Here is a 22,431-nt window from a genome sequence, read left to right on the forward strand (position 1 = left end):
AAACATCATCATTTGTTCTCTTTTTTTATCTGTATTTTTCGTCATCATAAAAAACACCGCCCTTCTGATATTTATTATATCAGAAAAGCGGTTCCAATAATAGCAAAACCCTGCAAAAGCAGGGCTTTGTCTACAGTCTGATGTCGCACTAATTACTTAGTGCGACATATCTTTTAATGAACATAGACTTTCAGTTCATATAAATAAAGTAGAAAAAAGAGAAAGGCTGTTTGATTACCAGCGTTTTTATTGTGCTCTCTTGCAGAAAAAGCAATGATTTTAAATGAATTCTGAAATGCTCTAAAAGACATTCAGACATTCGTTTCCTGATTGTTTTGGAATTTAATGAAATTCCAGTCTATATATAGCACTCAGTTGTTATTAGCTATATTGCTATTCTTCCACTGTTTCAAAAGGTTTTTTTATATCAAAATCTTCCCATGGCGCCCATGGATCTTGCACAATAAATTTACCACCAGAAATATCAAGGACTTCTCCAGTTATGAAAGATGCAGCGTCAGAACTTAAAAAAACAACAGGCTTTGCTACTTCTTCTGGAGTTCCTAGACGTTGCATAACAGCAGTATTACTGAGATAATTAATACCTTTGGTTTTTAAAATGCCATTTTTAACCATATCAGAAGAAATAACTCCAGGTGAAACTGCATTTACACGGATGTGATAAGGTGCTAGTTCGGAAGCAAGAAGTTTGGTCATGGCACTGAGTCCACTTTTCGTAATTCCATAAATTCCAATGGATGTGGTGGCGATTCTTCCGGCTAAAGAACTGGTAGAAATAATACTTCCTCCGTTCTTTTTCATGTACGGAACAACATATTTGGAAGCTAACCAAGCAGAAGTTAGATTGGATGAGATTACTGCATTCCAGTCTTCCAGACTCAATTGAGTTAAATAATCCATATGTCCTTGCGCAGCATTATTAAATAAGACATCAATCCTTCCATAAGTATTTCCCACATAATCAATAAAAGCTTTTAATGATTTGAAGTTGGATATATCCACCGACATTGCCTCAATATGATAACCTAATTGATCAGAATCAAATAGAAACTTATCAATTTTCGTTTGAGAACGAGAGCAAACGATAACAGTTGCTCCTTCATTCGCAAAAGCAAAGGCAGTGGCTTTACCAATACCACTAGTTCCTCCTGTGATAACTACGATTTTGTCTTTTAAATTTAAATTCATGTATTAATTCTCCTTTCATAAGCATTGAGATGAAAGCGATTCCATAAAATGTATGATGATGTTTAAAAAATATCATAAAAAATGTGAAAATACAATTCTAATTTTGGGATTAAAAGGAAAAACGGCAAGTTAAATAAAAATAATATGTATAAATTGTATATATTACCATATTTACCTACAGAAAATATTGTGCTATATTAAGGATATCAAGAAAAGGAAGCGATTCCATAAATGATGGGACAATGAAATGAGGTAAAACATGCAGAATAAAACAACAATTGATGATATTGCAAAAAAAGCGGGGGTTGGAAGAACTACAGTTTCTCGTGTTCTTAATAATACAGGTTATGTAAATGAAAAGACAAGAAAAAAAATAGAGGAAGTTATCCAGAGTTGCAACTATGTTCCATCAGCAACTGCAAGAAATTTTGCAAAGCAGGATAGTAATATGATTGGAGTAATTGTTCCAGAAGCACACAACCCTTACTTTGCAGCTGCATTGGAAGGAATTTACGAAGTGCTGGAAGAAAAGGAATTGTTATTAGTGCTATGTAATTCTAACAAAAGTTTTGATAAAGAAGAAAAAATATTGAAATTATTAAAGCAACAGAAACTTAAGGGACTCATTATTACTCCAGCAATTGACGATCTGGATGTGCAAAAAATACTGGAATATAAAAAATTAATAGAATCATTGAGAATTCCAGTGACTTTTATGGATTCAGGATTAGATTTTAATGATTGGGATACAGTATATTTTGATAATGCAGGCGGTGCTTATAATGCAACCAAAGTAATGATTGAACATGGATTTGATGATATTGGAATAATTACGGGTAATTTGAGTACCAAAACTGCAAGGGACAGATATAAAGGATATCTTAGAGCTTTTGAAGAACACGGGCTTGCGGTAAGGGAAGAAAATATATTCCAAGGTGATTTTACCACTAAGACAGCATACCAGATAACACAAAAGATCTTGGAAAGAAAAACATATCCGACAACAGTTTTTACAACAAATAATCTGACAACTATAGGGTTTATTAAGGCAGTATATGATGCAAAACTGGTATTAGGAAAAGATATTCGATGTATTTCCTTTGATAAGGTAAACACTTTCGAAGACTTAAAATATAGTTATATCGAACGAGATCCCAAAGCAATGGGGCATTTAGCAACGACTATGCTGATGGAACGTATTGCTAATACGTCTATGCCAGTTAGAAAGTATTATATGCCTTCAGAGATTAGAGTTAATTTATAACCTGAAGATCTCGGACAATAGTCATGAATGAGCCATGCTTTTATGAGTAAATTTATGAATATTGGACGGACTTGACCGAATGAGTAATTGGTGAGACTATCTCGCATTACTCATTCGCCCATCAGTTGTGAATGCACCAAGACACGAAATTGTTGATTTTCGTATATAGTGATGTCGCTAACAGGAGACATATCTGTTTACTAACCAGACAATGAGCCTGGTTAAAAAAATATAAAACATGGAAGCGATTCCATAAAAGGAGAGGTGATTATGGTTAAAAAAATTATGAATGAACCACAAAACATTGTAGACGAAATGCTGGAAGGATTTGTATTTGCACATGAAGAAATTGAATGGTTTCCGAATTATCGTGTAGTTGCGTTGAAGGAAAAGAAAAAGGGTAAAGTTGGCATCATGTCGGTAGGGGGAAGTGGTCATGAGCCGGCTCATGCTGGATATGTAGGGAAAGGAATGTTGGATGCTGCGGTAGCGGGAAATTTGTTTGCATCTCCATCTCCAGATCAAATGCTAAAGGCTATGGAGGAAATTAATACTGGAGCAGGAGTGTTAGTAGTTCTTAAAAACTATTCCGGAGATTTGATGAATTATTCTGTTGCAAAAGAGTTGGCACAAATGAAGGGTATAGAAGTGGAATGTGTTGTGGTAAAAGATGATGTAGCTGTTCCGGATAGCACTTATTCTACAGGACGACGTGGAATTGCCGGGACTATATTTGTACATAAAATTGCTGGAGCTAAAGCAAATGAGGGAGCTTCTTTACAAGAAGTAAAAGAAGCAGCCGAAATAGCAAACGCAAATATTAGAAGTATAGGAATGTCTATGACGGCATGTACCCTTCCTGGATTAGATAAACCAGGATTTACGGTTGCTGATGATGAAATTGAAATTGGTATGGGAATCCATGGGGAACCTGGGATTCAAAAAACTAAAATAAAGAAAGCATCAGAGTTGGCAGAAATCATGCTTGCGAAAATTATTGAGGATTACGATTATTCTGAAAGTGAAATTGCTTTGATGATCAATGGGTTGGGGGCGACTCCTCTAATGGAGTTGTACGTTTTCGCAGGATGTATTCAAAAACTTCTGAAGGCAAAAAGAATATCAGCACATAAAGTTTTGGTTGGGAATTATATGACATCGTTGGACATGGCAGGATGTTCAATTACAATGTTTAAATTGGATAAACAAACGAAAAGACTTTTGGATGCACCATGTAATACGCCAGGATTAAAGTTTTAGAAAGGAAAAAAGTATATGTTTGCTTTAAAACCAGAGGATTTCATTATTTATTTAAAAAAGGTAGCAAAAGTAATTGAAGAAAACAAAGAGTATATTACAGAGCTAGATTCAGAAACAGGTGATGGAGACCATTGGCTGAATATGAACATTGGATTCCAGAAATTAGTGGAGAAAACAGGGGAATGGAAACAAATGAATTTTCAGGAACTTTTTCAAAATATCGCTATGGTATTGATGTCTGCTATGGGTGGCTCTTCTGGTGTCTTATATGGAAGTGCGTATTTAAAATCTTCTATGCTTATGAAAGACAAAGAGATAATGGATGAAATGCTTTTTGGAGAAATGCTCTTGGATTGGGCAGAGGCCATAGCATCGAGAGGAAATGCGAAACCAGGATATAAAACCATGTTGGATGCTATATATCCTGCAGCAAATGCATATCAGAAATCATTGAATGAAGGAAATGATATCGCAGATTGTTTACATAAAATGGTGATGGCGGCGAAACAAGGTGCAGATAGTACACGGGAAATGGAAGCCGTAAAGGGAAGGGCAAGTTATCGGGAAGATAAATCAGTGGGGTATTTGGATCCAGGTGCTGTAACAATGGCAATGCAGTTGGAATGCATGGCAGAGTGTTTTGCAAATTGTAACTATAACTGATCAACGTGAAAATGAATTAGTGGCATCCCTAATGTAATTTCAATCCGGAGTGAATTTATAAAGAGGATGTGAACTATAAAAGCAAAAACTAAATGAAAGTGGGGTACAAATTATGAAGAAAACTATGAAAAAAGCAGTAATGGCAGTGGTTGCAGCTACATTGGCACTTAGCCCTGTAAGTGTATTTGCAGAAGAGCCAAAAGAAGTAACAATTGGTATAGCATGGCCATCTCTTGGAACTCAGGCATGGTCAGCAATGGCTGATTATTTAAGATGGTATGTGGAAGATTACAATGCGGAAAACGAAGTCCAGGTAAAATTAATTGAAACAACGGCGGGGGATGATGCAGCGGCACAGGAAACACAGATTCGAGATTTGTTAAATCAGGATGTTGATGTAGTTGTGTCAGGTGCGATTGATACAACAGCAATCTGGTCTTCGATTACAGAAACACATGATGCGGGTAAGAAATTTATTTCTTTTTGCCGTAGGCTGACTCCAGGTGGACCAGAAGCAGATTCTACAGTTGGACCGGACACTTACGATACTGCGTATGTTTCAGTTGATGCTGCAATTAAAAAAATGATTGCAGATGGAATTCCCGCTGAGGAAATTAAAATAGTAAGAGTACAGGGAGATTTAAAAGATCAAAATGCAGTCAGATATGGTGAAGGCTGTGAGGCGGCAGTAAAAGATAATGGAGCAACAATCGTTGCCGATATTGAGTGTAACTGGTCTGTAGAAACTCTTATGAACAAGCTTGCGCCTACACTTCAGGCAAATACAGATGCAAATATGATTTTTACACCTAATGAAGATTTAATGCTCGGTGTACAGAGCGTATTAGAAGGAAAGGAATTATGGAAGAAATCAGATGAAGAAGGACATATTTATCTGGCAGCAGCAGGTGGCTGTGAAATAGGTCTTAATATGATTCAAGAAGGTTATCTGGATGCAACTGGATATGAAAATCTTCCGCAGGTATCTACAAATACGGTTGATGTTGCTGTAAAACTGGCACTGGGTGAGGAAGCAGACGATTTCTTTGTAAAATCAGAACCAATCACACAGGAAAATATTCAGCCATTGCTGGATGAAAATCATTTCTGGGTTTATGACTATGCAGAGCGGACAAAATAAGTTCTAAAACCTGACTGTGACTGCCGCAAAAGATTCGGGAATTTTTGGGGCAGTCACATCTAAAAGGGGGAATCTTTTATGAATATAAAAGAGTATTTTACAAAAAAAGAGAAAGCTTTTAGCAACAGAAAAGATAAAAATTTTCTGTTAACTAGCGTTATATTGGGTGTTCTATTTCTGGTGGCAATCGCTATTGCAAAACCTCAGTTTTATGCGTTTAGAAACTTGTCCAGTATTTTAATTCAAAGCAGTGCTGTTGCGATTATGGCAGCTGGTCAGATTTACGTTATGGTAAGTGGCGGTATTGATTTATCAATTCCTTCCGTTATGATGCTTTCTGGATGTATCGGAGCGTATACTATGCGCGAAACTGAAAATATAATGCTTGGAGTATTGGCTATTATGATGATAGCAATTCTTTTAGGGTTGTTTAATGGATTTTCTGTGGCAAAAATTGGAATTAATCCATTTGTAGCAACTATGATTACCATGATTTTTTCCAATGGTTTGTCGCTTCGAGTAACAAAATCAACCAGTATACCGGTTCTTCCAAAGTTTACTGAGCTATTTGGAAAATATTACGGACCATTTCACGCAAATATCATAATGATGCTCGTCTGTTTGATTATCCTTCAATTTTTACTGACCAAAACAGCATTTGGAAGAAGCATTTATGCCATTGGAACAAATGAAAAAACAGCTCAGGCATGTGGCATTAAAACGGGAAAAATAAAAATACAAGTATTTTTGATTTCTGGAATTATGGCAGGACTTGCTGCGATTGCTTTGACGGCACGAATTTCGTCATCTTCTCTTTCTCTTGCATCTGATGGTACATCATTAGATGTAATTGCGGCGGCAATTGTAGGCGGCGCAAGTATTAAAGGTGGTGTAGGAACAGTACTTGGTGCGTTGATAGGGGCTTTTATTATTAATGGTCTTTCTAATCTCTTGGTATTATTTGGTATTGATTATTATACGATTCAGATTATTAAGGGCGCAGTCTTTATTTTTATTACCTGGTTTGACACCATTCGTGCAAATGCAAGGAGGGTATAAAGATGGAAAAAAGAATGTACTTTGAAGCAAGAAATTTACATAAATACTATCCAGGTGTTCATGCATTGAATAATGTAACGATTGTTGCAGATAAGGGAGAAGTACTGGGAATTATTGGAATTAACGGTGCTGGGAAATCTACTTTTATGAACGCATTGGCTGGGGAAATCTGTATTGATAAAGGAACATATTATATCGATGGAAAAGAAACAATAATCAGGAATCAGAACGACTCAGGAAAATGTCGTATTGCATTAATACATCAAGAAGCAGTTGTTTTTAAGGACATGACAGTGGCTGAGAATATATTTATTTATAATTTAAACAAATATACAAAGGCTGGACGTATACAATATAAGAGATTATTTGAGGATGCATCAAAGTATCTTTCAATGATTGGTGCTGATATTGATCCAAAAGAAATTGTAAAAAACATTACAATTGGTGAAAAACAAATGATCGAAATTGCGAGAGCTCTTGTTAGAGATGCAGAAATTGTATTATTTGATGAACCGACTTCATCATTGTCACTAGACGAAAAAGAGAATCTGTTTCGCATTATTGGAGAATTAAAGCAGAAAAATAAAATTGTAATGTATATTACACATTTTATTGATGAAATAATGAGAATCTGCGATAGAACAGTTGTTATGCGTGATGGGTGTGTGACAGGTGAATTTTTGAACGAAGATGTCACAACAAAAGAACTTGTTACAGGTATTGCAGGGCAGGAAGTAGAGACAATTGTGAATGCAACAGATAAAAGGGATAAAGAAATTGTTCTGAAAGTTGAGAATCTTAATTGTTATCCGGTCGTGAGAAATGTAAATTTCGCAGTAAAAAAAGGTGAAATATTGGGACTTTGGGGGCTTTTGGGTTCTGGAAGAACAGAAATTGTAAGAAATATTCTGGCTTTGGATAAACCAGATTCCGGAATTGTCTATAAGCGTAATAACAAAGGGATTTTGGAAAAAATTAGTGGTCATAAGCTTTTGGAAGAGTGTGCATATGTTACAGAAGACAGACATTTGGATGGACTGTTTATGCAAATGCCGATTTGGAAAAATATCTCTATGGCAAATTTGAAGAAGTTTGAGCATTTTATAATGGACGAGCAGAAAGAACGAGATTATGCACTTCAAATGATCAATGAAATGCAGATAAAAGCGTCTGATGAAAATGTGCTTGTAGAGACTCTCAGTGGTGGAAATCAGCAAAAAGTGGTTATGGCAAGATCAATTGGTAAAAATCCAGATATTTTCTTTATTGATGAGCCGACAAGGGGTGTAGATATTAATGCTAAATCTTTTATTCATAAGAAAATTGTAGAACTGGCAGAATGTGGATGTGCCATTGTTATGATATCTTCAGAACTGGAAGAAAATCTTAACTTGTGCGATAGAGTGTTAATTGTAAGAAACGGTGAAATTGTTGCTGAAGTTGCAAAGAAGGATATTAGCAAACAAAAGCTGATGGATCTTTGTCAGGGTATACGAGAGGAGGTCAAGTATGAATAGGGAAGTAAAAATAAAGAATATGAAATTGGCTGCCCTCAACAATGCGGTATATATTTTTGGAATATTGATTATCGCAGTATTTTCTGTAATGTCTCCATACTTTTTCACAGTCACAAATGCGACTTCAATTTTGCGAGCATCTACATTGATGCTGTCTATTGGTATTGGTATGACTTTCGCATTAATTGTTGGCGAGCTGGATTTATCAGTGGGAGCAAACTGTCGTTTTTCAGCATCTGTATGTGCACTTTTGATGGTGAATTATAAATGGAATCCATACCTTTGCATGATCATGATGCCAATTCTTGGAGGATTAGTTGGATTAGTAAATGGAATTTTGGTTACAAGAGTAAAGTTAAATGCTTGGTTAGTGACTCTTTCTATGAAATTGGCATTAGTTGGAATTGTAGTGAAACTGACTAATACAGTTGCGATTAATATGCCTCAGGAAGTGCTACAGTTCCGTAATTTTAAAATATTTGGTTTGTCCAGCTTTATAGTTTTTATTTTGGTTGTAATGTTGATTATGCAGTTTGTTTTAAAGTATACAACTTTCGGAAGAAAAATTGTTGCAGTTGGATCCAACCCAAATGCTGCATCAAAACTGGGACTTAGTGTAAAGAATTACAAACTTGCGGCATTTACAATCAGTGGGATTTTTGCAGGGCTGGGAGGTATGTTAATTTGTATAAATTTAGGAAGCGTTACCAGAGAATTGGGAGATGGATACGAATTTACTGCAGTGGCTGCGATTGTGCTTGGGGGTGTATCCCTTGCGGGTGGTGAAGGCAGCGTATTTCCTAAAGCCTTTATCGGTGTTCTTATTTTAACAATGATTGAAAATGGACTTACGATGATTGGAGCAGATATCTATGTCTTTCAGATTGCTAAAGCACTGATTATCTTTGTGATGATGTATATTGATTCTAAAAAAAATAAGATTTGAATGAGGGTTCTATGGAAAAAAAAGTATACGTTGGAAGCTATACGGGGCCAGAAAAGGGAAAAGGAATTTATTATTGTCTTCTGGACACAGAAACGGGAGCACTGAGACGTATTTCTGTAGAAGAACAGTGCGAAAATCCCAATTTTATTGCAGTGAACTGGAAGAAAAAAATTCTTTGTGCGTTAAATGAAAGTGACAAAGGAATCTGGCTAAGTTCTTATGAAATACAGGATGATGGGTTTCTTTGTTATTTGGATCAGAAAGATATTTCAGGACGTGGTCCATGTCATATTTGTATGGATTCTGATGCCAGACGAGTATTCTTTGCTAATTATATAAGTGGAGATGTGGGCATGGTATTGTTAGATGAGACGGGACATTTTGAGGAAGAAGAGTATATTACTTCACACTCTGGAAAGAGTGTTCATGCAAGACAAACTGAACCTCATCCTCATGGAGTGCATCTTTCGCCAGATGAAGATTACCTTTTTGTACCGGATCTTGGAACCGATGAAGTTGTGATGTATGTGATTGAAAAGGACCAGCTTCGAAAGAGAATGTCAAAAAAGGTGTTGCCGGGAGATGGACCAAGGCATTTGGTATTCCATCCAAATGGGAAATGGGTGTACCTGATTTGTGAGATTACAAATGTAGTGTATGTATATTTGTATTCAGAAGAGAACGGTCTGGAAGAAATTCAGAGAATCTCACTTCTTTCAAAAGATATGAAAAATGAATATATTGCAGGAGAGATTGCTGTAACTTCAAATGGAAAATATCTTTTGGCAGGAACTCGCACCTGGGGAGCAGCCAAAGAGAAACAGGGGTTTTTAACAATATTTGAGATTGACAAAAATGGTTTGTTGGTGCTGAAGAAAGTGGTGGAGTCAGGTGGGTGCCATCCTCGTATGTTTAGTATAACATCAGATGGAAGTTATGTGCTGATGGCAAATCAGTATTCTGGAGATGTAATTAGTTTTCGATTTAGTCAAGAAACTGGTGAAATAAAAAAAAGTGATAAATGTGCTATACCTGAGGCAACTTGCGTATGGTGCGAATAAGAAAAGGAGAAAATGAATGAGTAAAAAATTAGCAATTACTGGTGGAAGCCGTGGAATCGGCCGTGGCATTGTAAGACGAATGGCAAAAGAAGGTTATGATATTGCTTTTACCTACAGTTCTGAGAGAGGAAAAGCACAGGCAGAAGCATTAGTGGAGGAAGTAACGGAAAAATATGCGGTAAAGTGCTATATGCATCAGTTTGCATTGAATGAAAAAGGAACAGCAGAAGAATTTGTAAGGACGGCTTATGATGAACTGGGTGGTTTGGATCTTCTGATATGTAATGCTGGACAGTCTTTGGTAAATAGCATTTATGAAATGGATGAAAAAACAATTGATTTTTTAATTAATTTGGATTTTCGTTCTTATCTTATGGCAGCCAGAGAAGCTGGAAGAATTATGGGAGAAAATAATATTAAAGGAAATATTATTTTTATCTCTTCTTGTAGAGGAATCCGTGCATTCCCATATGATGAATTATATGGTGGATTAAAGGCTGGACTTATCCGCGCAATTCAGACCTTTGCATTGGATCTGGCACCTTATGGAATTCGTGCAAATTGTGTTTCACCAGGACCTATTCGTGTGAGAACCAGTGAGGAAATGCGAGAAGAGGGGGTTTGTGAGCAGGAGATTGAAGATTTAGATAATCTTTGGAAACAGCTGCCATTAGAGCGGATGGGAACACCAGAAGATATTGCGAATGCCGTTGCTTTTTTGGCAAGTGATCAAGCATCTTATATAACGGGGGCAAATTTGGTTGTAGATGGAGCTGCATCACTCCCTGGAATTCCAGAGAATCGTCCTAAAGAAGATGAAGAGTTTAAGACTTGGTGTAATTTTAAACGAAGATGGAGGGTATAACACTATGAAAATGATAAAGGCCAATAGGGACAGAGACTTAATAGCCCAGACGATTTTTAAATGTGGTGAATTTGCCTATGAATTGGATAAAGACTTTTTGACACTTCCAGATTTTTTAAGATATACGCCAATTTGTACTGGATGTTGTGATGAAAATGACAATATTTATCTTGCTACCAGAGATAGAGAGAGACCAATTGTTGTAGTAGATTCAAATGGAAATTATATAAGAGATTTTGGAAAAAATCTGTTTCAGTTTATTCATTCTGTGTTTGTGACAAATCATGGCACACTTCTCTGTGCTGATTCCAATACGCATGTGATTCGTGAACTTACAACAGATGGAGAGTTAATTCGGGATTTTGGAAATTATAATAAGCCTAGTGATAGCGGTTATGATGCAGGCATTTGGAGAGATATGCATAGAATGGGAAATATGATTCCTATGAATTTACCATTCCAAAAAGACTGGTGTTTTATCGAAAGTATTAAAACTATTAAGCGCGCAGCACCTCCTTTTAATCGCCCAACCTGCGCAGTAGAAACATCTAAAGGCGATATTTTTGTAAGTGATGGTTATGCAAATTGTGCTTTACATAAATTTTCCAATGATGGAAGTCTACTCAATACTTGGGGAGAACCTGGAATGGGACCTGGTAAATTTTTCGTTATGCACAGTCTGTGGTTGGATAAAAAAGACCGTATTTGGGTTGCTGATCGAGAAGGAAACAGTATTCAGGTATTTACAGATGATGGGGAACTGATTGCATATTGCTCAGAAGGATTATATCAACCGTCGGAGATATGGGCAGATGATCAGTATATTTATGTAGGTGAGCGTGGAGGAATTACTATTTTCGATTATGATGTAAATGTAGTGGCACAGCTTGGCTTTTATATGTCCTCCCTAATGACCCATGGATTCTGTGGAGATTCGAAAGGAAATCTTTACATAATGACGTTAAGTGATGCGCTTCCGTACTCACTCTTAAAACTTAAACGCCTATAAAGGAGAAAAATAACATGCTGATTAATATAAATGGTAAAGATATTGGCAAAGAATTGCCAGCAATAAATGTAATAAACCCTTTTAATGGAGAATGTATAGATACCGTTCCAGATGTGCCAGTGGAATTGATGGATGAGGCTGTGAAAGCTGCTCAGGAAGGGCTTAAAATATGGGGCGGACTTTCTCAAGCAAACAGAAATGCAGTTATTTATAAATATATCCAGCTTTATGAATCCAGAAGACATGAAATCTCAGAATTGTTAGCGGCAGAAACGGGAAAGACATTAAGAGAAGCAGAAGACGAGATTGATGTGTGTACTAAAGTAACACGAGGATATTGTGAAATGGCGGCGCATTTATATGGAAATTGTATTCCGGGTGGAAGCACCAATGGAAACGAAGAAAAGGATATTATTTTTACTAGGAGAGAACCGCTTGGAGTAATGGTGATTATTATTCCTTTTAATTATCCAGTTGATTTATATTCACAAAAAGTGATGTCTGCATTAGTGGCAGGAAACTCTGTGATTATCAAACCACCGTCATATAATCCATTGGCAATTATTCGAATGACGCAGATTCTTTATGAAGCTGGAGTTCCTAAATGTGCTGTACAGGTCGTGACGGGAAAGGGAAGAGTGGTTGGCAATTATCTTTGTGGACACCATGGAATCAATGCAATTTCTATGACCGGAAGTACAGAAGTTGGAATTAGCATTTATAAAAAAGCAGCAGACAATTTAACCAGAGTATTCTTAGAACTTGGAGGGAACGATTCGTTTATTGTTTTGGAAGATGCAGATCTTGAACTGGCAGTAAATGAGGCTGTAGGAAGTCGAATGGGAAATGCAGGGCAGATATGCTGCGCTAGCAAACGGTTTTTGATTCATGAAACATTGAAAGATGAATTCGTTAAAAAGTTGAAGGAAAAAATCAATGGAATGAAAATCGGAGATCCTATGGATCCACAAACACAAGTAGGATGTCTTATCAGTGAGGATGCAGCAGAACAGGTAGAAAAACAGGTAGAGCATTGCATTGCACAGGGTGCAATTTGCGTGACAGGAGGAAAAAGATTTGGTAGGGCATTCTTTGAACCAACAATTTTGGATTGTGTAACGGCTGAAATGGATGTCGCAAAAGATATGGAAATTTTTGGACCGGTATTTCCAATTATAACAATTCATTCTGAAGAAGAAGCCATAGAAATAGCAAATCAGTCCTGTTATGGTTTATCAGGGGCAATCTTCAGCAGGAATGTAGGAAGAGCAATTTCCATTGCGTCCAGGCTGGAAACTGCCGGAAATGTAATCAATGGAGGCAGTGCATATAGAATACCGGATTTGGCATTTGGTGGATATAAAAAGAGTGGTATTGGACGAGAAGGAATTTCCAGAACATTGGAAGAATTAACCCAGGAAAAAAATTATATTTTGAAAGGAGTTTTTTAGGAGTATGGAAATGAAGGGAATTTATGCAGCAATGGTTACTGCTTTTCAGGAAGATGGTTCTTTGGACGAAAAAGGAATCAGGGAAATAGTTAGACATAATATAGATCATTGTGGTGTAAAAGGGCTATTCGTGGGCGGTACAATGGGTGAACGATATAAAATGTCAACGGCAGCGATGAAAGAATTATATCACATTGTGGCAGATGAAACTGCAGGAAAAGTTGATCTGGTTGCTAATATTTCTGCACTTGCTTTTGAAGAAGTTCTTGAGTTGGGAGCTTGTGCAAAAGAAGAAGGTTATTCCAGGGTAGCTATGATCGCACCGATTTTCCATGGATACAACAGTGAGGAAATAGTGGATTATTATATTTATATAGCGGATCACATTTCTATTCCGCTGATGATTTATGTAATTCCTTCTTTTTCAAAGGTGGACTTTACGGAGAGTATGTTGGTGCGGCTTTTGAAGCATCCTAATATTGTGGGATTGAAGTTTACCCACAATGATTATTATCTTCTTGACAGGGTGAGAGTAAAATGCCCGGATGCTATTCTTTTTACAGGCTTTGACGATATATTGTACCATGCTCTTTTAATGGGAACAGATGGAGCAATAGGAGGTACTTTTAATCTTACTGGACGGTTGGCAAAAAAACTTTATGATGCGGTACAAGATAAAGATTATAAAACTGCTTTGAAGTATCAGAGAAATATCAATGATGTAGAGGATATGCTGAATGCCACTGGTCTTTTCCCTACACTTAAGGCTGCATTACAAATAATGGGTGTTCAGTGCGGTGAATTAAAAAAACCTAATGCATTAATCACGGAAGCACAGAGAGAACAGGGAAGAAAGATTGTGGAATATTTGGAGAGAATAGGAGGATAAGTTTGTATATCATTCAAAATGAATATCTGGAACTGATTGTTTCAGAAATAGGAGCAGAAATCTGTTCCTTACGGAATAAAATGGATGATTTGCAATATATATGGCAAGGGGATCCTAAATATTGGTCAGATCATTCACCGCTTTTATTTCCCGCTATTGGTGACTGGAAAGATAACAAATATGTTATAGACGGGAAAGAATATGAAATGCCATGTCATGGATTTGGAAGGCTAGAAAAGTTTGAAATTCATTGTAAGGATACAGAAATGATATGTACGTTGCATTCAAACAAAGAAATACAGACAATATATCCTTTTGATTTTTCACTAACAATAGTATATAGCCTTGATCGAAATATTCTTCATGTGGAACAATTTATAAACAATGAATCGGAAAAAGAAATGCCATATTCTATTGGAGAACATATAGGTTTTTGTGTTCCACTTTTTAAAGGAGAGGTTTATGAAGATTATTATTTAGAATTTGAGAAGGAAGAGACGGCCAATAGATATCCATTGTTGAATGGAAGGACAATAGGAAAACCTGTACCATGCCTTATGCAGACAAAGAGAATCCCGTTACATTCAGAGATGTTTGCAAATGGAGCATGGAACTTTAAGGGGCTTTCTTCTCAGCGTGTTTGTTTAGCTAGTGAAAAAAATCAGCATAAAATTATAATTGACTTTCCTGGATTCAGCCATTTTTCTATTTGGTCGGTGCCTAATGCTTCTTATATATGCATTGAACCGTGTAACGGAATAGCAGCATCAGAGGAAGAAGGCTATGATCCGTATCAGAAAAAAGGTATTCATGTTTTGAAGCCGGGACATTCGGAGATCGTGACATACAGTGTTACACTTCTTTCACCAAAAGTTGATGCATTATTGGAAAATGAGGAAAAAAAATCAATTTTATCAAAACGCATTTCTGTACGAAAATTTAGAAAGAAGGTGGTGACCAAGGAAAAAATCATGCGTATTCTGAAATATGCAATGGCATCTCCTAGTGCAGGAAATTCTAGGGAATGGGAATTTATTGTAATTACAGAAGATGCGGCAAAAGAAAAAATTTCACAGATGAGCCCATATGCGGTTCCGGCAAAAAATGCATCTGTACTGATTATTCCATGTCTTAGGAAGGAAAAAGAATGGATAGATAAGCAGGGAAACAGCTGGTGGGTGCAGAACATGGCAATTTGTTCCTATGGAGTATTGCTTGCGGCAAAGGAAGAGGATCTTGATGGTGTATGGCTTGGTTTTTATCCGGATGAAATGCGAGTGAAATTATTAGCTGAGTATTTAAAATGTGAAAATGTGCTACTTCCATTTTCAGTAATTGCATTAGGATATAGAGATGGAGAAGCTTTGGAGAAGGATCGTTATGATTCAGACATTGTTCATTTTTTTTCAGTTAGTGAAAAACATTGCAGCAGTTGATTAAGATATTAAATTGCGATTGCCAGTAAGACGGCTACAAACTCAGCAAATATGGGTTTTAGTAGCCGTTTTTACTGTGACACAAAAAAATCCTGAACGCCTTGATTTGAAGGCATTCAGGCTCCTAAGGAACAGGGGATGAGAGAATCGAACTCCCACCAAAGGTTTTGGAGACCCCTATCATACCATTTGACCAATCCCCTATAATGTTGTAATTATTGCTTATGTTGGGATTATACATGTAAAACCTGAGGTTGTCAAGCAATACCAAGATAGCAATAACTGTAATTTCAGGATAGAACAAACTTCATTATAAAATTGCATTATAAAACCAGTACAAGCAGACAAATGTAATAGTAACGGAGAGTGTGGGATTCGAACCCACGTGCCCTTGCGGACAACCGCATTTCGAGTGCGGCGCGTTACGACCACTTCGCTAACTCTCCATATGAAAACAGCAAACAATGAAAACAGCAAACAATGAAAACAGCATACAATCTGAAAGGATAACATATAACAACACACATCCCTAAAGACTTCTCTGCATTTTTGAAGATTACATCAGAATCATGGATCAACGCTGCTTTTGCTGTGACCGTTCTTTATTATATCCGTATTCATGAAAAAGGTCAATTCCTTTTTCATGAATGATGTGTTTATGGATTTTTACTATATTTTTTATTTTTGGTAGGGTTTATATGGGCGACTGGGGATTGACGAAAAGGGGTGTATTGTAATATGATAAAGAATAACTTATTTAGAAACATCCCTTGAGGAGGCTGAAATGAACGACAAAAAGACATCCATTCTAAGTGCGGTAGAACATCTTACCAAGAATTACCATGATGAAGAGCTGTTTTTGTCAAGAAGCAAAAAAGAGCTTCCTGACAGATCTGCAGTAGTTGATATAGTGAGAGAATTAAAAACTGTGATCTTTCCAGGATATTTCGGGAATGATTCGGCAGCAGCTATGTTTCCAGAACATTATCTTGGGCACGTGATGAATGATCTGTACGATCGTCTGGAAAGACAGATCAAGATCGCTTATTTATATATGGGCGAAGAGCAGGCAGATGAGAGAGCAGCAGAAGTGACCGGCAGCTTTTTCATGGAGCTTCCGCATGTTCAGAAGATGCTCTTGAAGGATGTTCAGGCCGGATTTGACGGGGATCCTGCAGCCAAGAGCAGAGAGGAGATTATTTTCTCCTATCCAGGCTTTCTGGCTATCTATGTGTATCGGCTGGCACACATCCTGTATACAAGTGAAGTACCCTTTATTCCAAGGATTATGACAGAGTATGCCCATAGCAGCACTGGGATTGATATCAATCCAGGTGCGACTATAGGAGAATACTTCTTTATTGACCATGGAACAGGTGTAGTAATCGGAGAGACCACTACTATCGGCAATAATGTAAAATTATATCAAGGTGTAACTCTGGGTGCCTTATCCACCAGAATGGGGCAGCAGCTCGCAAATGTTAAGAGACATCCCACCATTGGGGACAATGTGACCATATATTCCAATTCCACCGTATTAGGTGGTGAGACTGTGATCGGTGAGAATACCATCATTGGAGGAAATACATTTATTACGGAGTCTATTCCTGCCAATACTAAGGTAAGTGCCAAGAGTCCTGAGCTTGTGATCAAGAAGCCCAGAAGTCAGATGACAGCTACCAATGTATGGGACTGGGAGAACTGATGGCGTTGTTTTTGATGATCTTAAGATTAGGAGCCTGTTGTATGTAGTACAGGCTCCTGTTTTTTTTGCACCTTTCGTGTAAATTATTAACCACAAAAAGGAGAATAATAACCATAAATCCAGATGGTATTATGGTATTATAAAAAGAATCCTATGCCCATGGGCTGGAAAAGACAAAGGAGATGTGAAATATGAGATTTTCTGAGATTCCTTATGAAAGACCGGACATTCCGGCTGTGGTAGAAGAAGGCAGGAAACTGATCGAGAAGGCTGCCCATGCAGCCAGTGGGGAAGAACAGTTTGCCATTCATCAGGAAATATGGAAAAAGCTGTACCATGTAATGACTATGTACACGATTGCCCAGATACGAAGAGACGGGGATGTAACAAACGCATTTTACGAAGAAGAAAAAGAGTATTATGACCAGAAAATGCCAGAGGTCGAAGCACTGACGGATGAGTACAATAAGGTGCTTTTCAAAACTCCTTTCAGAGCCTATATGGAAGAAAAGCTGGGAGCAGTAGCATTTCGCTCTATGGAGCTTGCGATGAAAGCTTTTGATGAGAAACTGATCCCGTTAATGCAGGAGGAGAATGCACTGGCGACCAGGTACAGTAAGCTGATCGCTTCTGCATCTGTGGACTGGGAAGGAGAAGAACTGAATCTTTCCCTGCTTCAGAAATATATGAAAGCCAGTGACAGGGACACCAGAAAGAAGGCCTGGGATAAATTCTCTGCATTTTTTGAAGGAAAACAGGATGAGATCGATGAGATCTATGATCTTATGGTGAAAAATCGTACTGCTCAGGCAAGGCTTCTTGGCTTTGAGAATTATATTGATATGGGATATTGCAGGATGAACCGCAATTCTTATACAAAAGAGGACATTGCCAGTCTGCGTGAGCAGATCAAGAAGACTTTTGTACCTTTTGCATCCCAAATGCATGAAAGGCGCAGGGAACGTCTTGGAGTGGACAGCCTGACTTATTATGATGCAGGTGTTTATTTCAAGCAGGGAGACCCGGCACCAACAGGTACACCACAGGAGATCCTGGAGAGTGGCAGGAAAATGTATTCTGAGATGTCAGAGGAGACCAGAGACTTTTTCAATATGATGATGGACTGGGAGCTGTTTGACGTATTTGGACGGAAGAATAAGGCTACCGGTGGATATATGACAGAGATTTCCGATTACGGAGTACCGTTCATTTTTGCTAATTTTAATGGTACAAGCGGAGATGTGGATGTGATCACTCACGAATGCGGACACGCATTTCAGTATTATGTATCAGCAAAGGATCCTATCCCGGAGCACAATCGGTATCTGACCATGGAAACAGCAGAAATCCATTCCATGTCTATGGAATTTTTTGCTGAACCATGGATTGAACTGTTTTTTGGTGAAAAAGGGAATGATTACAGGCAGATGCATCTGGAGGATGCCATTGCCTTTGTACCATACGGAACCATGGTAGATGAATTCCAGCATATTGTTTATGGCAATCCGGATATGACTCCAAAAGAACGCCGGGATGCGTGGAAGCAGTTGGAGAAAGAATACTGGCCACACCTTGACATTACAGGCTGCGGTTTTATGGAAAAAGGTGCATACTGGCAGAGGCAGCATCATATTTTTGAACTTCCCTTTTATTATATTGATTATGTTCTGGCACAGCTTTGTGCTTTCCAGTTTAAGATCAAAATGGACAAGGATCATGGAGCTGCATGGGCAGATTACATGAAGCTTTGCAAGATGTCTGCAAGCCGTTTCTATCCGGAATTGCTGAAAGAAGCCAGGCTTAACGTACCGTTTGAACAGGGATGTATTTCAAAAATCGTAGAAGAGATCCGGAAAAAGCTTGACCTGTGATAAAGGAGACAGACATACATTCATGAAGAAATACAGAAATGATTATCGGAAAAAAGGAAACCGTTATGAGTATACCGGACAGTGGTACAGAACCAGGCTTTCAGAACAGGACCTGAGAAAAACAGTTTTGTCTTCTATGATCCTGGGCATCCTGGCGCTGGGCTTTTATATTGGCGGTATGTGCCTGAATAATGACGGCAGCCGGGTTGCCTGGGTTCTTCTGCCGTTTGTATTCCAGCTTTTACCAGTTGCTTATGTAATTGCCGGCAGCGGTGCTTTATATCTGCGGATCCGCCAAAATGGAGAGAATACTTCTGCATTGGTAGAGATCCCGCAGGCACATAAAAAGGATCTAAGCAGGGCAGATTATGAAAAACAGGTAAAAAGACCCTGGCGGTGCAGTCTGGGAATCCTGATCCTTGGCTGTGGAAGCTTTGTATCTGACCTGATCTTCATTTTCCTGGATCCGAATCAGCGTGCAGTATCTGCTGAATATTTATTTGCAGCAGATTCCTTTGTACTTATTCTGTTTGGGATCATTCTCACTGTCAAAAACAGGAAAATAAAAGGCAGTTTTGAAAAGCTTTCCTAAGAATCCAGAATCAGGTATTCATGGTAATAATTAATGGACAAAAACAGAAAAGTTGCTATTTGCTAATCAAGAAAAACATGTTACAATGGATTTACTTCAAAACGTAACTAAAAATACCAGCGTACATGTTCAATATTGGTAAATAGTTACAAATAACAAAAGGAGGATTAAGGATGAGGAAAAAAAGGTTAATGGCTCTGTTGCTATCAGGAGTTATGGCCGCAACAATGTTCAGTGTTCCTGTATTTGCAGAAGAAGCTGACACAGAAACAGCTACAGAAGGAAAGGACACAGGTTCTGACACACCTCTCGTTGTTGGACAGACGAATTTCTCTGAGAAGTTCAGCGGATTTTTCTGTGAGGCAGTGCCGGATCAGCAGATTGCAGATATTGTTGGTGCATATCTGTTTGACACAGACAGAAGCGGTGCAGTGATCTACAATGGTATTGAGGGTGAGACCCATGAATACAATGGTACAGACTACACCTATACAGGCCTGTCCGATGTTACTGTTACACAGAATGAGGATACTACTGTTTATAATTTTAAACTGAGAGATGATGTTACCTTTTCAGATGGTGAGCCACTTACAGCGGATGACCTGATCTTTACTCTGTATGTATTTGCAGATACTGATTATGATGGTGGTGCTACCCTTTATTCTACCAATATTAAAGGATTGAAGAATTACCGTCTGAACTCTACAGTAGCAGATTCCATTACGGATGAGGATGTAGAGAATGTATTAAACGATATGCCGGATGAGCTGGCTGAGAAGGTGAAATCAGACCTGATCATGCCTCTGCTTTCCTCTGAATACGACTGGGCTGAAAGTGACTGGGAGTCTTATAAAGAGGATTATCAGGTGAACAGTGCAGCTGAGTTCTTTGTAATGCTTTACGCAAAGGACCAGGATTACTCCGCAGATGATAAGGACCGAGATACCATCCTTAACGATATTGCAGATCAGTACGGCACAGATTACAAGGCACTTGCTGCTGCATATGGAGATGAAGCATACTTTGATGAGGATGTTACCAATCTTGCTACAGAATATCTGGTAGAGCAGAAGACTGCTGCAGGAGAAGGCGAAGAAGTTACTAATATCGAAGGTATCAAGAAGATCAATGATTATGAAGTTGAGGTAACAACAGACGGATTTTCTGCAACAACCCTGTACAACCTGGGTGTGATCGTAGAGCCGCTGCATTACTATGGAGATACTTCTCTTTATGATTATGACAATAACAAGTTTGGTTTCACAAAGGGAGATCTTTCTTCCATCCGCGAGAAAGGAAATACTCCTCTTGGCGCAGGTCCGTACAAGTTTGTGAAATACGAGAATAAGACAGTTTATCTTGAGGCAAATGAAAGCTATTACAAAGGCGCTCCTAAGATCAAGAATCTTCAGTGGCGTGAAACATCAGAGGCAGACAAGATCGCAGGTGTTCAGCAGGGTACCATCGACCTTTCTGATCCGTCAGGAAGCAAGTCAGCTTTTGAGCAGATCGAGAGCATTAATGGTAATGGCAGTCTGAATGGTGACAAGATCATGACCAATACTACAGACAATCTGGGATATGGATACATCGGTCTTAATGCTGCTACCATTAACGTAGGAAATGAGCCTGGTTCTGATGCTTCTAAGAACCTTAGAAAAGCAATCACAACCATTCTTTCCGTATATCGTGACGTATCCATTGATTCTTACTACGGAGATGCTGCATCTGTGATCAATTATCCGATCTCCAATACTTCCTGGGCAGCACCTCAGAAGTCCGATGCAGATTATCAGGTGGCATATTCTGTGGATGTTGAAGGTAATCCGATCTACACAGATGAGATGACAGATGATGAGAAATTTGACGCAGCACTTCAGGCATCCCTTGGATACTTTGAGGCAGCAGGTTACACAGTAGAAGATGGCAAGCTGACAGCAGCTCCGGAAGGAGCAAAGCTTACTTATGAGATGACTATTGGTGCATCCGGCTCCGGTGATCACCCAAGTTTTGCAATCCTTACAGATGCAAAACAGGCTCTTGAGAAGATTGGATTTACTCTTGAGATCAATGACGTAACAGATGCAAATATTATGTGGGATAAATTAAATGCAGGTACTGCTGAAATGTGGGCAGCTGCATGGCAGGCAACCGTTGATCCAGATATGTATCAGATCTATCATAGTGACAGTGTAAAGAGTAACTATTATCACATTAACGATGCTACCCTGGATCAGGATATTATTGATGCCCGTTCTTCTGCTGATCAGGAATACAGAAAGTCTGTCTACAAACAGTGTCTGGATATTATCCTTGACTGGGCAGTAGAGGTTCCGATTTATCAGAGACAAAACTGCATTATCTACAGCCCTGAGCGTCTTAATGCAGATACCTTTACAAAGGATGTAAGTACATTCTATTACTGGTATAAAGATATTGAGACAATGGAAATGAATTAAGGTTTTGCAGCATTTGGGAAGGGGGCGCAGATGC

Annotated in this window: 18 protein-coding genes and 2 tRNA genes; 17 read left to right on the plus strand and 3 right to left on the minus strand. The window is 38.2% G+C overall.

Annotation, left to right across the window (positions count from 1 at the left end):
- Positions 1 to 393: 393 nt before the first annotated feature.
- Positions 394 to 1,209, minus strand: coding sequence for an SDR family NAD(P)-dependent oxidoreductase (locus OCV61_RS15950; protein WP_158422644.1), 816 nt, complete (start codon positions 1,207 to 1,209; stop codon positions 394 to 396).
- 259 nt (positions 1,210 to 1,468) lie between these two features.
- Between OCV61_RS15950 and OCV61_RS15955 the strand changes: the two genes are divergently transcribed.
- The 13 genes from OCV61_RS15955 (at position 1,469) to OCV61_RS16015 (ending at position 15,770) form a co-directional block, all read left to right on the plus strand.
- A complete protein-coding gene (locus tag OCV61_RS15955; protein WP_158422645.1) occupies positions 1,469 to 2,473 on the plus strand; it encodes a LacI family DNA-binding transcriptional regulator in 1,005 nt (334 codons plus the stop codon).
- A 270-nt stretch (positions 2,474 to 2,743) separates the two neighbouring features.
- Positions 2,744 to 3,733: a dihydroxyacetone kinase subunit DhaK gene (dhaK, locus tag OCV61_RS15960; protein WP_158422646.1), complete on the plus strand. Its 990-nt coding sequence runs from the start codon at positions 2,744 to 2,746 to the stop codon at positions 3,731 to 3,733.
- 15 nt (positions 3,734 to 3,748) lie between these two features.
- Entirely contained in the window at positions 3,749 to 4,396 is a 648-nt protein-coding gene (gene dhaL, locus OCV61_RS15965; protein ID WP_158422647.1) for a dihydroxyacetone kinase subunit DhaL, read from the plus strand.
- A 112-nt stretch (positions 4,397 to 4,508) separates the two neighbouring features.
- A complete protein-coding gene (locus OCV61_RS15970) occupies positions 4,509 to 5,537 on the plus strand; it encodes a sugar ABC transporter substrate-binding protein (RefSeq protein ID WP_158422648.1) in 1,029 nt (342 codons plus the stop codon).
- A gap of 78 nt (positions 5,538 to 5,615) precedes the next feature.
- Positions 5,616 to 6,596: an ABC transporter permease gene (locus OCV61_RS15975; RefSeq protein WP_158422649.1), complete on the plus strand. Its 981-nt coding sequence runs from the start codon at positions 5,616 to 5,618 to the stop codon at positions 6,594 to 6,596.
- Positions 6,597 to 6,598: 2 nt separating this feature from the next.
- Positions 6,599 to 8,113: a sugar ABC transporter ATP-binding protein gene (locus tag OCV61_RS15980; RefSeq protein ID WP_158422650.1), complete on the plus strand. Its 1,515-nt coding sequence runs from the start codon at positions 6,599 to 6,601 to the stop codon at positions 8,111 to 8,113.
- The gene (locus OCV61_RS15985; protein ID WP_158422651.1) at positions 8,106 to 9,059 is read left to right on the plus strand and encodes an ABC transporter permease; all 954 of its coding nucleotides are present in this window, start codon (positions 8,106 to 8,108) and stop codon (positions 9,057 to 9,059) included. The genes OCV61_RS15980 and OCV61_RS15985 overlap by 8 nt, the downstream gene beginning before the upstream one ends.
- Before the next feature lie 11 nt (positions 9,060 to 9,070).
- Positions 9,071 to 10,120 carry a lactonase family protein gene (locus OCV61_RS15990; protein WP_158422652.1) on the plus strand — a complete coding sequence of 350 codons (1,050 nt, stop codon included), beginning with the start codon at positions 9,071 to 9,073 and terminating at the stop codon, positions 10,118 to 10,120.
- 16 nt (positions 10,121 to 10,136) lie between these two features.
- A complete protein-coding gene (locus OCV61_RS15995) occupies positions 10,137 to 10,985 on the plus strand; it encodes an SDR family NAD(P)-dependent oxidoreductase (RefSeq protein ID WP_158422653.1) in 849 nt (282 codons plus the stop codon).
- A gap of 4 nt (positions 10,986 to 10,989) precedes the next feature.
- On the plus strand, positions 10,990 to 11,994 hold the full coding sequence (locus OCV61_RS16000) for a 6-bladed beta-propeller (RefSeq protein WP_158422654.1): 1,005 nt from the start codon (positions 10,990 to 10,992) through the stop codon (positions 11,992 to 11,994).
- A 14-nt stretch (positions 11,995 to 12,008) separates the two neighbouring features.
- On the plus strand, positions 12,009 to 13,445 hold the full coding sequence (locus OCV61_RS16005; protein ID WP_158422655.1) for an aldehyde dehydrogenase family protein: 1,437 nt from the start codon (positions 12,009 to 12,011) through the stop codon (positions 13,443 to 13,445).
- Between the two features lie 10 nt (positions 13,446 to 13,455).
- Positions 13,456 to 14,334 carry a dihydrodipicolinate synthase family protein gene (locus tag OCV61_RS16010; RefSeq protein ID WP_262583208.1) on the plus strand — a complete coding sequence of 293 codons (879 nt, stop codon included), beginning with the start codon at positions 13,456 to 13,458 and terminating at the stop codon, positions 14,332 to 14,334.
- 2 nt (positions 14,335 to 14,336) lie between these two features.
- The gene (locus OCV61_RS16015; protein WP_158422657.1) at positions 14,337 to 15,770 is read left to right on the plus strand and encodes an aldose epimerase family protein; all 1,434 of its coding nucleotides are present in this window, start codon (positions 14,337 to 14,339) and stop codon (positions 15,768 to 15,770) included.
- 132 nt (positions 15,771 to 15,902) lie between these two features.
- Here the strand turns inward: OCV61_RS16015 and OCV61_RS16020 are convergent.
- Positions 15,903 to 15,973: transfer RNA gene (locus OCV61_RS16020), tRNA-Trp, on the minus strand.
- Positions 15,974 to 16,130: 157 nt separating this feature from the next.
- Positions 16,131 to 16,216 (minus strand) — tRNA-Ser (locus OCV61_RS16025).
- A gap of 338 nt (positions 16,217 to 16,554) precedes the next feature.
- Between OCV61_RS16025 and epsC the strand changes: the two genes are divergently transcribed.
- From epsC to OCV61_RS16045, 4 genes are all read left to right on the plus strand, one after another.
- Entirely contained in the window at positions 16,555 to 17,475 is a 921-nt protein-coding gene (gene epsC / locus OCV61_RS16030; protein ID WP_158422658.1) for a serine O-acetyltransferase EpsC, read from the plus strand.
- A gap of 191 nt (positions 17,476 to 17,666) precedes the next feature.
- On the plus strand, positions 17,667 to 19,346 hold the full coding sequence (locus OCV61_RS16035) for a M3 family oligoendopeptidase (RefSeq protein ID WP_158422659.1): 1,680 nt from the start codon (positions 17,667 to 17,669) through the stop codon (positions 19,344 to 19,346).
- Positions 19,347 to 19,368: 22 nt separating this feature from the next.
- A complete protein-coding gene (locus OCV61_RS16040) occupies positions 19,369 to 19,938 on the plus strand; it encodes a hypothetical protein (protein ID WP_158422660.1) in 570 nt (189 codons plus the stop codon).
- Between the two features lie 173 nt (positions 19,939 to 20,111).
- Positions 20,112 to 22,397 carry an ABC transporter substrate-binding protein gene (locus tag OCV61_RS16045; RefSeq protein ID WP_158422661.1) on the plus strand — a complete coding sequence of 762 codons (2,286 nt, stop codon included), beginning with the start codon at positions 20,112 to 20,114 and terminating at the stop codon, positions 22,395 to 22,397.
- Positions 22,398 to 22,431: the final 34 nt, after the last annotated feature.

Source organism: Blautia ammoniilytica, assembly GCF_025566965.1.
Taxonomy (GTDB): Bacteria; Bacillota; Clostridia; order Lachnospirales; family Lachnospiraceae; genus Blautia_A; species Blautia_A ammoniilytica.